The sequence below is a fragment of the Brotonthovivens ammoniilytica genome, from assembly GCF_025566885.1.
Lineage (GTDB): Bacteria > Bacillota > Clostridia > Lachnospirales > Lachnospiraceae > Brotonthovivens > Brotonthovivens ammoniilytica.
Window position 1 is genome coordinate 91376 of sequence record NZ_JAOQJQ010000005.1, and the last position, 12250, is coordinate 103625.

Sequence of the window (12250 nt, forward strand, 5' to 3'; positions counted from 1 at the left end):
TTTTAACTTTCCACACGCAATATTCTTTAATGCTTCCCTGTTGAACTTTGTATCCTGATTATCTCTCTGCTTCGGTTTTCATCTAAATAACCGGATGTTAAAAACGGGAAATCCCATTTTACGTTTCCAGTAATCTGAACCTCCACTTTACTTCCATAGACTGCCGGGTCAAAACTTGTAACTTCTCCCCATCTTCCATCTGACTGCCGGATTCCCCGGACCTGTATTTTCCCCTGACAGACCCCTGCCTCTAAAAGCTGTGCAGATAACTCCTCCCTGGTATCTTCATCCAGATATCCCCAGGTTTCCAGCTGCAGCACGGCTCTTCTGGCTGTCTGGTCTATAATATTTTTCAGCTGAATCTGTTCCAGAAAAGATACTGCCAGAAACATTATGACTGCCAAAGCCAGGATACTTACAAATAGCGTCAGTATATTTTCCAGAAATCCCCTGTCTTTTCTTTTTATTATATCTGCCACTTTCTTTCCTGCTGCCCTCCAGCTCTTTTTAGAGCCCCTGAAACATGCTTGTTATTTTCTCCTCCAGATCTGAACACAGCGAGAGAATAACCGGCTTTAAGGCTGCAGATAAAACCAGTACAAGAGCTACACCAATCACACACATAGCAATGACAGTTATAACATGACTCTCTCCTCTGTCTCTTTTTAATAAAAAAGCCTGAAATCCTATTCTTATCCGAATCCACACATATTCCATCATTTCTTTTAATTTCTTTTTCATTCCGTTTCCTTTCCCGTCTGCTTATGTCAGAATCCCTGTTATAGAATCATAAAAAGACATTGCCAAAAGATAAATTGCCGTTAAGATAATTACAGAAAAAATCAGAAGGCTAAACGCCAGTACTCTGCGCTCTACCTGATTTCTTCTGCGGACAAGAAGCTGTCTCTCCATATCTGTAATCTGTTCTGTCATATCCCCCAGCATCCTGGTCATTCGCCCGCTCTGCCCCGCCTGAAGGATAATCACACAGAACTGATCTATATACTCATTGTTAAATTTACACTCAAACTCCTGCACAGCAGCCGTAATATCGCTGGTTGCTACAATTTTTCCATTCATTTCCAGCAAAGCTTGTTTCAGCCTCCTGTTTGCTGTGGCAAGATAACATACAGCCAGCGTATTTGTAAGATACATCCCTGCTTTTGTCTGTATTTTTACATATTCATACAACCGCCTGATATCCGGCATCATCCGAAGATTATCCCGGTAATCCGACAGCTTAAGGGCACATTCCGGAAGCCAGAAACCTGCTATTCCGGCTGCACCTGCTGCCAGACAGATAACCGCAGGCCGCCCCAGAAATATCCCTGCTGCCAGACCGCTTACATTTCCAAGAAAGAAACCTGTCAGAATACGAACCCGGAAATATTTCTGCTCCGTAATCCCCGGAAACCAAAAACAGGCCCCTGTTTTTTGTAAAAACACCTCCCGCCGGCCACTTATTCCAATCATCCCCCGCTCCTTTCCTGATCTTTCAGACAAGTGTTCCATATCATAAATAAGAGCACCATACACCAGCAGAGTACAATAATCCTTCCAGGCGCATATTTCAGAATATCTCTCATAGAAATCCGTGTCATAGCGGTAAGCATTCCCATCATAACCACTCCCATCAGCAGTATAAAAGCGGTCTGAATCCGTCCTTCCTTTGATATTTCTTTTTCCTCTCTCCGGGCTGCTATATAATGCTGCAGGCTCTGCCGCATATCTCTAAGAACCTCACTGTAATTTGCTTCATTCCTGGAACAGATTTCAAGATTACGTATTATCTCCTGAAATTTTGGATGTTGAATCTGATAAATCAATTCCCAGACTGCATCGTAACGGTTTCCAGTCATCACCGCCTGGCGGCTGCACGCAATGACAGCACTCCTTAAGGGTTCCTTTAAATAGCGGCCGGTTCTCTCCAGAATACGAAACAGATCCTGCTCTGATCTGCTGAAATTATCCACCAGATTCAAAAATGGAAGAAGCTCTCTTTCTGTTTGATTTAATTTTCTTAACCGCAGCACTTTTAACCCGTAACTGCCTGCGAAAAGTACCGCGCCCGGCCACAGCAGAGTCCATGCCGCCTTCCCCCCTGACTTCTGGATTATCATGATTAAAATCAGAAAACCGCCAGCTGCTGCAGATATAAGCAGCAGTCCATACAGCTGTGAGTTTAAAAACGGAAGCTTCTTCTTAATCTGGCTTTGAACAAAATACTGGTCCCACTTTTGGATCCATGGTATTTTTTCCTGCTCTCCATATTCCATCATCACTTCTACATACTGATTCATACGTTTCTTCTGAACTTCCTGGGTACTCCAAATCAGTGTCTCCCAGCCTGTTTTTATCCATCTGCGCTCTGCAGACAGATTTAAAAACCGATAGCAGTTAAAAAACATCATGATTCCTAACACACCGCATCCGGACATCATCAGTATCCTGGCACTTACCGGAACTTCTAACTGTAACATCCCATTCCCCCTTTTAGTATCTCCCCGAGCCGGTTTAATCCGGTTTCCCGATTATAGATCTCTCGATAGATTAAATTCCCCTCCGCGGCATCATAACCCGCCGTCTCCGTAATTTCACAGATTTTAAAATCCTTTACAAAGATAATGGTCCTAAGATCCTGAAACATCTCAAGCACCTGCTCCCTTGTATAATCTCCGGCATATTTGGCATAATCCGAAAGCTTTATCATGGCTTCCCGGGAAGACATGGCATGAAGGCTGGTCCAGCATCTGTGTCCGGTATAGGAAGCATTCAAAAAATACAATGCCTCACTCCCCTTTATCTCCCCAATTACAAAGTAATCCAAATCCATTAACAGCCCGTTTCTGGCCAGATCCTCCAGCTGATAATTAACAGCAGCATCTCCAAAACCTGTCACAATATGCTGAAACATCATTTCCGGATGCGTATGACTGAACAGTTCTTCATTTTCCTGAATCACCAGACAGCTTTTATCTTTGGGAATCATATCCAAAAATGCATTCATTCCGGTTGTCTTACCAGACCCTCCTTTCCCGCACCAGACCATCCCACCGTCAGATGATACCTGTCTGATAAGATATTGAGCTATTTCATCCGTTAAAAATTCCTTTTCCACCAATTCTCCCACCGTAATTTTAGTCTTTGGAATCTTGCGGATATGAATATACGGCGTTTCAACAGAGTTTACAAATGGCGTTGTCACATTAAATCTGAGAATAAAATCTGAATCTCCTTTTCGGTCTGTCCAGCTTGCTACCGCATTCACCGCACTTAATGAACGTTCTCCTTTGGTTGCGCAATAATCGGCAAATAGTTTCAAATCTTCCGGTGTGTCAAAAACAGCAGCGGATTTTTCTCTTTTCCCTTTCCGTTTCACCCGGATATTGTCGTAGGACATAATCCGGATATCTGAAATCTCCGGATCTGTAATCAGCCCGGAAATTACCCGGTACCCCCAGATATGCCGGATTACCTCTTCCATTACAAGCCCTGTATAGCAATCGTCAAGACGCAGTACCTGCACCAGATACTGTCTCACAAGGTCTAAAAAAGCCTTTTTCGACAATTGCCCCCGGTACATTCGGTTCAAAACAGCAGCCTCCTGGGTGGCATAATACTCCATTACATTTTGAACTGCTTTTCTGACATCATTCATACGCATCCTCCCCTGAACATTCCCGATTCCACATTTAACTCTGCACCTGGCAGAAAAACACCAGCAGGCCCCTGCTTTATTTCGCCGTATGAGCCGCACATTCAAAAACTACCGTTTATAAAAAAACAGCTCCAGCAGAACATAGCTGCACAGCAGATGAATAGTAAAAGGTCCGCCCTTACATTTTCCTGCAGCATAATTTCTGATTCCTGCTGAAAAGAATGAGACGCACAAAAACAGTGTCTCTGCAGCAATGAGAGCTACTCCTCTGCTCCTGGTGCTAAACAGTAAAAACATGGACATAATCATATACCAGTCCGCCTTTCCAATATTACCTGCCCTGCACAGCTTACTGATTACCAGCAGAAAGGCTCCTGAAATACAAAGATTTTCAGGATAGAAAGGGATTCCGTTTCTATGTCTGGCTGTCCATATTAATAAACAGACCAGACACTCCAGATAACTGACAGCTCTTGGTATCATCTGCTCCTTTTCATCAAACCAGACAACAATTCCAAAACATACATAAGCAAGGAATTTGGATAACAGCAGATATCACTTCCTCCCCAAAATTTTAATTAACTGTGAGAATTACCCGCGACGTGCGGAAAGAATCAAGATCATTTTTAAGATATAAAAAGTATAACAGGGATCAGAACATAAAAACAGTTGGGATGTTTTACAAAAAACCAAAAAGAAAAAAGTGCCTGCCGTCAAAAAAAACTAACAACAGACACTTCTAAAACTATAAAATTCCTGAAAAGCTCCGGCCTTATGACCTGTACAAAATTCTCCATAAAGTTTGTGCAATTTTATTTTCTTTCAAAATACGCCTGCATAAGATCTAATGTGTGGCAAAGCTGATCCGGCAGATGCGCCATAGAAATAAACATGGCTTCAAACTGTGCAGGTGCCAGATAAATTCCATGCTGAATCATATAATTACAGTAATCCGCATAGGCCTTTGTATCGGAAGTTTTTGCGCTGTCATAATCCCTGACTTTCTGATCTGTAAAAAAGATGCTTCCAAGAGAGGCAATATGATTTACCTGATAGGGCAGTCCCCTCTCTTTCAGCATTTCTTTTATGCTTTCAAAGAACCTGTCAGCTTTCTGATTCAGTTTCACATAGTAATCCGGATGACTCTTTAAAATCGAAAGCTGCGCAATCCCTGCAGCCATAGCAACAGGATTTCCGCTTAACGTTCCGGCCTGATATACGCCGCCGCACGGGGAAACAACTTCCATGATCTCTCTGCGGCCGCCATAAGCGCCTACCGGCATACCTGCACCGATAATTTTTCCGTAAGTGGTCAGGTCCGGAGTTACTCCAAAATATCCCTGAGCTCCGTCTGCCTGCAGCCTGAATCCCGTAATAACTTCATCAAAAATCAGCAGCGCTCCGTATTTCGTACACAGCTCCCTAAGCCCCTGCAAAAATCCGTCCTCCGGAAGTACCGTTCCCATATTGGCAGCCACCGGTTCTACAATCACAGCCGCAATTTCTTCCGGGCAGCGCTGAAAATGCATTCTGACGCTGTCCAGATTATTATATTCCGCACTGAGAGTATCCTGTGTGCATCCAGCCGGCACACCCAGAGAATCCGGCACACCTGCTGTCATAACCCCGGATCCGGCTTTTACTAAAAGTCCGTCTGAATGCCCGTGATAGCACCCGGTAAACTTAATAATTTTATCCCTGCGGGTATAGCCTCTGGCCGTGCGGATGGCACTCATCACCGCCTCGGTGCCGGAATTTACCATGCGGACCATTTCTATGGACGGAACCATACTGCAGACAAGTTTCGCCATTTCCACTTCGATCTTAGTGGCGGCCCCATAGCTTAAACCGCGTTTTGCATAATCCACAACCGCATCGAAAACAGCCGGATGGTTATGCCCAAGAATCATCGGCCCCCAGGAACCGATAAAATCTATATACTCCTGATCATCCTCATCCCAGATCAGCACCATATCCGCTTTTTTTATAAAACGCGGCGTTGAACCGATGGACCCAAATGCCCGCACCGGTGAATTTACACCCCCGGGAATATAAGTTACCGCTTCTTTAAAAAGTGCCTCTGATTTTGTCATTAGCCGATTCTCCCTTCATCCATGCACGTTGCAAGCTCTTTGGCAAAATATGTAATATAAATATCCGTCCCTGCCCGGTATGCGCTGGCAGCCACTTCACACATAATGGATGTTTCATCAATAAATCCTGCCGCTGCTGTAGTTTTTATCATAGAGTATTCTCCGCTGACACTGTACGCCGCCACAGGAATATCCACCATATCTTTCGTTTCCCGGATCAGATCACCAAATGCCATGGCAGGTTTCACCATAACAATATCGGCACCTTCCTCCACATCAAGCATTACCTCTTTTAATGCCTCACGGCGGTTATGATAATCCATCTGGTAAGTCTTCCGGTCTCCAAAAGCCGGCGCCGAATCTGCCGCATCCCGAAACGGACCGTAAAATGCAGACGCAAACTTTGCAGAATAGGCCATAATCGGTGTATTAATAAACCCATGGGCATCCAGAGTACTTCTAATGGCAGCCACACGTCCGTCCATCATATCTGAGGGCGCAACCATATCAGCTCCGGCCTGTACCTGAGACAATGCTGTTTTTGCCAGCAGCTCCAGTGTTTTATCATTATCTACATCATGACCGCACAGCACACCGCAGTGTCCGTGAGATGTATACTCACACATGCAGACATCACCAATATAGTACAGCTGCGGGCATATTTCCTTGGCCCGGCGAAAAGCCTTCTGCACAATTCCATCCTGGGCATAGGCCTGGCTTCCTGCTTCATCTTTGATATCCGGGATGCCAAACAGCATCACACTGCCCACTCCCGCCTCTGCAAGCTCTTCTAGTTTTTCTCCCATCCGGTCCACACTGTAGCGGTACTGGCCAGCCATAGAAGGGATTTCTTCTTTTATATTACTGCCCTCCACCACAAACATGGGATACACCAAAGATGCCTTGTCCATTCTGGTTTCCCTTACAATCTTCCGCAGTCTTTCACTGCTGCGCAGTCTTCTTGGTCTTTGTACCATATCCATTTTGTATTTCCTCCCGGTATCTTTACATTTCTATTCCTTTTCTAGCAGAGATTCCCTGTTCAAAAGGATGTTTTACTTTTTCCATTTTCGTGATATAATCTGCAAGTTCTTTCAATGCTTCCGAAGGATTTCTTCCGGTAAGCACCACCTCTAACTCCTCCGGCTTTCCTTTCAGAAAATCAATGACAATGCTCTCATTTAAAAGTCCGCTGTTTATAACATCCAGCACTTCATCCAGAATCAGAAGACGGCTGTGCTGCTTTACGGCAGTCTTTGTTACATCCAAAAACAGCTGCTGATAGGCTTTCCCGGCCTTTTGCTTTGTTTCTTCATCCATTTGAAATGTAAAACCAAAGCGGGTATCACAGATCATGACTTTTATATTATCTATCTCTTTTAAAATTTTAATTTCTCCGGAGGTTCCATCTTTTAAAAACTGACTGTAAACAACAAAATAACCGCATCCGGCGCACCTTACAGCCAGCCCCACAGCTGCCGTTGATTTTCCTTTTCCATTGCCTTCATAAATATGAATCAGCCCTTTCATTCCTTGTCCTCCCCTTTGATTTTTGTTCCAATTCCGCAGATCACCCGGTAAACCGCATCTGACTTTTCTGCCAGCATACAGCAGATTCTGCCGGTGGTCTCCCGCCACTGCCTGTCAAATGCATCTGCCGGCACAATCCCGCAGCCAAGTTCCGCCGCACAAATTACAACTCCCGGATTTTCTTCCGCCAGCTGTCCGGCTTTAACTGCCGCATGATTCTTTTCCCGCAGCTCCCTTGCAATCCACTGCTCAAAATTGATAATCAGATCTGCCCTGCAAAGCTCATCAAAATCTGCGGCGGCACCATCCGCAATTCCCTCTGTGATCTGAAATGTTTCTTTTGCAAATGCCTGTTTTCCCTGAAAACTTCCGCCTGTAATTAAAACCATATATGATCTCCTATTATAACTGCCAGCGCCATTACCATTTCGCAGATCTGCAGGAAAAAGCCCTGCGTATCTCCGGTAATCCCGCCAAACCTGCTGTATGACAATTTCCGGCAGGCAGCAAATACCAGTAATGCCGATGCAGCTGCGCAGATTCCCAGAAAAAAATTCATCCGGATCATCAGAGCCACCGCCGCGGCTGTCTCAATTACTAATACAACTCTGCACTTTTTTTTGTCTGCTCCATCTGCAAAGGCAGCCGCCAGCCCACTGTTTTTCGCACATTGAAAGGAAGCGATTCCAAATCCGCTTAAAGCCCGGCTTAGAACAAATCCAACTGCCAGAACCCCAAGAGCCTCCTGTCTTACTTCCGACCATATTCCAAAAGAGAAAACAAAATAGGCACAGCAGACAATAATAGCAAAGGCTCCCGCATGGGAATCTTTCAATATTTCCAAACGCCGTTCCTTTGTCTGCCAGGAGCTCAATGCATCCGCAGTATCAAGCAGTCCGTCCAGATGGATTCCCCCGGTAATCAAAACCGGAATCATTAAAAACACTGCCGTACGAAATGCCGTTCCAAAAGGCAGAAGTTCACTGACGGTTCCCCACAAGAACACAAACGCACCTACAGCCAGACCAACCACCGGGAAAAAACAGAGGGCAAACCGCATATTTTTCTTATTCCATTGAATCTGAGGCATTGGTATTTTAGAATACATGGAAAATGCCACAATCATACTTTCCAGAAGATTCATCTGTCATCCCCCTCCCAGGCAGTACTGCCTTTTACTTGTATAGAAATTCCATGCACCACTTCATAAACGGCATCTGCAGCCTGCGCCAGTTTCTGATTGACCTGCGCCATCACAGAAAGATATTCCATCGTACTTTCCTCATATATAATTCCGTCTGAAAATACCTGATTCGTTACTACAACCACATGCTCTGCCTGACTTAAAAGGGCACGGATCCCCCGAAAAATCCAATCTGCCGTATGTTTGCTTCTGCCGGCCGGACTGTACATTTCGTTTGCCACAAGATTTGACATACATTCCAAAAGAACCGTGCTTTTCTTAGGAATCAGCAGCTTTTCAAGTCCCGTATAGCATTCATATGTTTCAAACTTTTTTGTGCTGCGCATATTCTGATGCCGCCGGATCCGCTGCAGACTTTCCTCATCATAAGGCTCCATGGTGGCTATATAAGCTTTTAAATCCGGACATAATTTTACACAGCAGTTCTCAGCAAACTCTGATTTGCCGCTGCCGCTGCCGCCAATTACCACGATTAACATAAACACGCTCCTGTCATCTGTTATCAGTTCAGAGGCACATAAGTTTCAATATTGGCCTCATCAAAAGTACTCATCTGCTGATAAACCAGCAAAGCAAGGTCCAAAACAGGAAACAGTGCTACAGCCCCGCTTCCTTCTCCCAGACACATATCACAGGTCAGAAACGCTTCCTTTTTAAGCGCCTCCAACAGCATACCTGCCGCCGGCTCCTTGGATTTATGGGATGCCAGTATGTAATCCCTGCACCCCGGAGCAATACGCACCGCTAACAGCGCTGCTGCCGCTGATATAAATCCGTCCATAACAACAGGCATTTTAAGAGCCGCACCGCCTAAAAAAACACCAGTCAGTCCGGCTATGTCAAATCCCCCTACCTTCGCTAAGATGTCTATGGGATCCTGGGGATTTGGTTTCAGCCGGCTAATGGCTTCTCTGATTACAGCCACTTTCCGGTCAAGCCCATGGCTTGACAGCCCGGCTCCCCTTCCGGTTACAGTTTCCGGTTCCTGACCAAGCAGTACAGAAGTTACCGCACTGCTGGTGGTAGTATTTCCGATGCCCATCTCTCCGGTAGCGGCAATCTGATACCCGGCCTGTTTTAACTCACAGACTTTTGCAATTCCCACTTCAATTGCATCCACAGCCTGCTGCCGGGTCATAGCAGGCTCTTTTGCCATATTTTTTGTTCCGTACGCTATCTTTCTTTTTTCCACCCGGGGAGTATCTACCGCCATTCCGATATCCACCGGAAAGATTCCGGTTCCCGTCTGCCTGCACATAATAGACACACAGGACTTGGTATCCAGAAAATTCTCAGCCACCACGGCCGTCACTTCCTGCCCGGACTGCGTCACACCTTCTTCTACCACCCCGTTATCTGCGCACATAATAATCAGAGCCTTTTTATCCAGACATACTTTTGGAGTTCCCATAATGCCTGCCAGCTGAACCACCGCCTGTTCCAGCTTTCCAAGACTTCTTAAAGGCTTTGCAATCTGGTCCCAGTGCTTCCAGGCCTCTGCCTTGGCTTCTTCATTTAAAGGCTGTATTAATCTGACCGCTTCTTCTAACTTCATAATCCTTCTCCGTTTGTAATTGGAACCTGCCGGCTGCGGCAGCTTCATTTTATTTAAAAAGTGTAGCATTTTTCGATTTTTACGTCAACGAACCCCATATTTCTCCATAAAAAATACAGTTTCTCAAAAATAATTCCATTTGTTTTTCTTGTGGAAACTGTCTAATTTTAATTACATTTTGTTTATTATCCAGTACAACCTGCTTTAAAAAATATACTTTCTGGCATAACTTTATTTTTTATAATAACTTTTTCTTATTAGTAACCCTTATTTTTTCATTTGATTTTCCATGAAACCGGGATTATGATAAGCGTGTACCAAATAAAGTACAAACTTATTTCAAAAGCTTACATGTATACCAACTTACTATAAAAAACCTACCTTACGAAAACCTAACGGTATTTGTAAAACCCTAAAACCTTACTTGAAAAAAGATTGCCCCTGGGCAATCTTTTTTCTATTACAAACATCTCACGCCATCCGTCAGATTATTTCTATTTCTGCACATATTTTCAGGCTCCACTGCTTGTCCCTTCTCTGCTACTGCAGAAATGGCAGAATTTTATACAGGGAAGGATTCTGATTTTCCTGAGACCACACAGCTGCAACCCGGACCTGATCACCTAACGGCAGCAGAGGAACCGCATTCAGCTTTCCTCTTGTTACCAGCGGTGTTGACAGATAGGAAGGCAGAATTGTTACTCCCATATTCGCGGAAAGCATAAAAAATATCGTTTCTATATCTTCTGTTTTGGAAAGAATCTGAGGATTAATTCCCTCCGCAGTAAATCCTCTCATAATTGCCCGATCCTCCCCAAGCTCTCCCTTTTCTGTACATGCCAGGATCAGTTTTTCATTTCTCAGGTCATATCTGGTAAGTGTCTCACGTCCCGCCAGGACATGACGGCTTGGTAAAACTACAATCAAAGAAAAATGATCCAGAGTTTTATAGCAGAGCCCCTCCAGAAACTTTTCATCAAATACCGGCGCCAAAATCAGATCAGACTCTCCGTTTTTCAGAGATTTTAAAAGAGCGGAAGGACTAAAGGACTTAAAATTCATCTGAATATTTGGATAGTTCACATTAAAATGACGAATCTGGTCTACAATACCGGTATTCCCCATTCCAACAGCAAATCCAATATTGACAGCCCCGGTAATCCCCGAAGAAGCCAGTCTTACTTTATCCATAATTGCATCAATATGGTGCAGAAGCTCTCTGCTCTCTCCCTGAAAAATCATGCCGGCCGGCGTTAGAACTACTTTTTTCTTTGTGCGCTCAAACAGCTTAACCCCCAGCTGCTCTTCTAGTGCTTTGATCTGCTGTGTCACTGCCGTCTGAGATACAAAGAGCCTCTCTGCTGCCCTGGTAAAATTCAGTTCCTCAGCCACTGCAAGAAAATATTCAACCTGTCTTGTGTTCATCAGAACACCTCCGGCCCCTGGTGTTTATTATATTTTACATATCCCGGATGTTTTCCTTTCAGCCCGTATTTCTCTCTCAGCCCAATGAGTGTATCAATGGTATCCCGGTCCATATCCTGAGCCCCTCCAAGAATTTTCAGATACAGTGTTGTTTTTGCGTACTGCTCAAGGGATTCCATTTTATAGTATGCGGCGGTGAGGTCAGCTCCCACAGTCAGCGCCCCATGCCGGGCAAGCAGCATAGCATCATGACTGGCAAGCAGTGGTGCCACGGACTCTGCAACCTCATCGGTAGACGGAGTGGCATAGGGAGCCACCGGAACCGCTCCGGTCTGCACCACATTTTCCATTACACAGTAGGAATCAAGGGCCATTTGCGCCGCCGCAAAGGTAGTTGCTGCCGGCGGATGCGCATGTACTACTGCCCCAACATCGGGACGTTCCATATAACATCTGAAATGCATTTTCATTTCAGAGGAGGGCCGGTACCCGTCCGCAGCTTCTAGCACATTCCCTTCTATATCTGTGCGTACCAGCATTTTGGGGGTAATCATGCTTTTACTGATTCCCGTGGGCGTGCATAAAAAAGTACCATCTTCCAGTTTTACTGAAACATTTCCGTCATTTGCCGCAACAATTCCTCTCTGCCACATTTTATAACATACATCACATATCTGTTCTCTGATTAATCTATAGCTTTCTTCCATTTTTTATTTACTCCTGCTTTTTTGTTCTATCATAGCATGAAGAAACAGCCATTACACTACTTTTCTTTATTTTCTCCT

At 44.7% G+C, this 12250-nt stretch carries 15 protein-coding genes; all 15 read right to left on the minus strand.

What is annotated here, in order from left to right; genetic code table 11:
- Nucleotides 1-26: 26 nt before the first annotated feature.
- Nucleotides 27-479: a hypothetical protein gene (locus tag OCV88_RS12035; protein ID WP_158425702.1), complete on the minus strand. Its 453-nt coding sequence runs from the start codon at nucleotides 477-479 to the stop codon at nucleotides 27-29.
- Nucleotides 480-507: 28 nt separating this feature from the next.
- Nucleotides 508-741, minus strand: a complete 234-nt coding sequence (locus OCV88_RS12040) for a hypothetical protein (protein ID WP_158425703.1) — start codon at nucleotides 739-741, stop codon at nucleotides 508-510.
- Nucleotides 742-762: 21 nt separating this feature from the next.
- On the minus strand, nucleotides 763-1473 hold the full coding sequence (locus OCV88_RS12045; protein WP_262591240.1) for a type II secretion system F family protein: 711 nt from the start codon (nucleotides 1471-1473) through the stop codon (nucleotides 763-765).
- Nucleotides 1470-2480 carry a type II secretion system F family protein gene (locus tag OCV88_RS12050; RefSeq protein ID WP_158425705.1) on the minus strand — a complete coding sequence of 337 codons (1011 nt, stop codon included), beginning with the start codon at nucleotides 2478-2480 and terminating at the stop codon, nucleotides 1470-1472. The genes OCV88_RS12045 and OCV88_RS12050 overlap by 4 nt, the downstream gene beginning before the upstream one ends.
- Entirely contained in the window at nucleotides 2468-3658 is a 1191-nt protein-coding gene (locus OCV88_RS12055; protein ID WP_262591241.1) for an ATPase, T2SS/T4P/T4SS family, read from the minus strand. Before OCV88_RS12055 ends, OCV88_RS12050 begins: the two co-directional genes overlap by 13 nt.
- 108 nt (nucleotides 3659-3766) lie before the next feature.
- Nucleotides 3767-4141 (minus strand): hypothetical protein, encoded by a 375-nt coding sequence (locus OCV88_RS12060; RefSeq protein WP_158425707.1) that lies wholly within the window; start codon nucleotides 4139-4141, stop codon nucleotides 3767-3769.
- Between the two features lie 329 nt (nucleotides 4142-4470).
- Entirely contained in the window at nucleotides 4471-5751 is a 1281-nt protein-coding gene (hemL, locus tag OCV88_RS12065) for a glutamate-1-semialdehyde 2,1-aminomutase (RefSeq protein ID WP_158425708.1), read from the minus strand.
- Nucleotides 5751-6734: a porphobilinogen synthase gene (gene hemB / locus OCV88_RS12070; protein WP_262591242.1), complete on the minus strand. Its 984-nt coding sequence runs from the start codon at nucleotides 6732-6734 to the stop codon at nucleotides 5751-5753. The genes hemL and hemB overlap by 1 nt, the downstream gene beginning before the upstream one ends.
- Before the next feature lie 22 nt (nucleotides 6735-6756).
- Nucleotides 6757-7281: a cob(I)yrinic acid a,c-diamide adenosyltransferase gene (locus OCV88_RS12075; RefSeq protein WP_158425709.1), complete on the minus strand. Its 525-nt coding sequence runs from the start codon at nucleotides 7279-7281 to the stop codon at nucleotides 6757-6759.
- Nucleotides 7278-7670, minus strand: a complete 393-nt coding sequence (locus OCV88_RS12080; protein WP_158425710.1) for a bifunctional adenosylcobinamide kinase/adenosylcobinamide-phosphate guanylyltransferase — start codon at nucleotides 7668-7670, stop codon at nucleotides 7278-7280. The genes OCV88_RS12075 and OCV88_RS12080 overlap by 4 nt, the downstream gene beginning before the upstream one ends.
- Complete coding sequence (locus OCV88_RS12085) at nucleotides 7661-8425, minus strand: adenosylcobinamide-GDP ribazoletransferase (RefSeq protein WP_158425711.1); 765 nt, start codon at nucleotides 8423-8425, stop codon at nucleotides 7661-7663. Before OCV88_RS12085 ends, OCV88_RS12080 begins: the two co-directional genes overlap by 10 nt.
- Entirely contained in the window at nucleotides 8422-8964 is a 543-nt protein-coding gene (locus tag OCV88_RS12090; protein WP_158425712.1) for a bifunctional adenosylcobinamide kinase/adenosylcobinamide-phosphate guanylyltransferase, read from the minus strand. Before OCV88_RS12090 ends, OCV88_RS12085 begins: the two co-directional genes overlap by 4 nt.
- Nucleotides 8965-8987: 23 nt before the next feature.
- Nucleotides 8988-10040, minus strand: coding sequence for a nicotinate-nucleotide--dimethylbenzimidazole phosphoribosyltransferase (cobT, locus tag OCV88_RS12095; protein ID WP_158425713.1), 1053 nt, complete (start codon nucleotides 10038-10040; stop codon nucleotides 8988-8990).
- A 540-nt stretch (nucleotides 10041-10580) separates the two neighbouring features.
- The gene (locus OCV88_RS12100) at nucleotides 10581-11465 is read right to left on the minus strand and encodes a LysR family transcriptional regulator (RefSeq protein WP_158425714.1); all 885 of its coding nucleotides are present in this window, start codon (nucleotides 11463-11465) and stop codon (nucleotides 10581-10583) included.
- Entirely contained in the window at nucleotides 11465-12172 is a 708-nt protein-coding gene (locus OCV88_RS12105) for a class II aldolase/adducin family protein (RefSeq protein ID WP_158425715.1), read from the minus strand. The genes OCV88_RS12100 and OCV88_RS12105 overlap by 1 nt, the downstream gene beginning before the upstream one ends.
- Nucleotides 12173-12250: the final 78 nt, after the last annotated feature.

Excerpts from the sequence above, each read along its gene's own strand:
- hemL (WP_158425708.1), bottom strand. The coding sequence starts at position 5,751 with ATGACAAAATCAGAGGCACTTTTTAAAGAAGCGGTAACTTATATTCCC.
- OCV88_RS12100 (WP_158425714.1), bottom strand. The coding sequence starts at position 11,465 with ATGAACACAAGACAGGTTGAATATTTTCTTGCAGTGGCTGAGGAACTG.
- OCV88_RS12055 (WP_262591241.1), bottom strand. The coding sequence starts at position 3,658 with ATGAATGATGTCAGAAAAGCAGTTCAAAATGTAATGGAGTATTATGCC.
- OCV88_RS12105 (WP_158425715.1), bottom strand. The coding sequence starts at position 12,172 with ATGGAAGAAAGCTATAGATTAATCAGAGAACAGATATGTGATGTATGT.
- OCV88_RS12085 (WP_158425711.1), bottom strand. The coding sequence starts at position 8,425 with ATGAATCTTCTGGAAAGTATGATTGTGGCATTTTCCATGTATTCTAAA.
- OCV88_RS12040 (WP_158425703.1), bottom strand. The coding sequence starts at position 741 with ATGAAAAAGAAATTAAAAGAAATGATGGAATATGTGTGGATTCGGATA.
- OCV88_RS12075 (WP_158425709.1), bottom strand. The coding sequence starts at position 7,281 with ATGAAAGGGCTGATTCATATTTATGAAGGCAATGGAAAAGGAAAATCA.
- cobT (WP_158425713.1), bottom strand. The coding sequence starts at position 10,040 with ATGAAGTTAGAAGAAGCGGTCAGATTAATACAGCCTTTAAATGAAGAA.
- OCV88_RS12050 (WP_158425705.1), bottom strand. The coding sequence starts at position 2,480 with ATGTTACAGTTAGAAGTTCCGGTAAGTGCCAGGATACTGATGATGTCC.
- OCV88_RS12080 (WP_158425710.1), bottom strand. The coding sequence starts at position 7,670 with ATGGTTTTAATTACAGGCGGAAGTTTTCAGGGAAAACAGGCATTTGCA.
- hemB (WP_262591242.1), bottom strand. The coding sequence starts at position 6,734 with ATGGATATGGTACAAAGACCAAGAAGACTGCGCAGCAGTGAAAGACTG.
- OCV88_RS12090 (WP_158425712.1), bottom strand. The coding sequence starts at position 8,964 with ATGTTAATCGTGGTAATTGGCGGCAGCGGCAGCGGCAAATCAGAGTTT.
- OCV88_RS12060 (WP_158425707.1), bottom strand. The coding sequence starts at position 4,141 with ATGATACCAAGAGCTGTCAGTTATCTGGAGTGTCTGGTCTGTTTATTA.
- OCV88_RS12045 (WP_262591240.1), bottom strand. The coding sequence starts at position 1,473 with ATGATTGGAATAAGTGGCCGGCGGGAGGTGTTTTTACAAAAAACAGGG.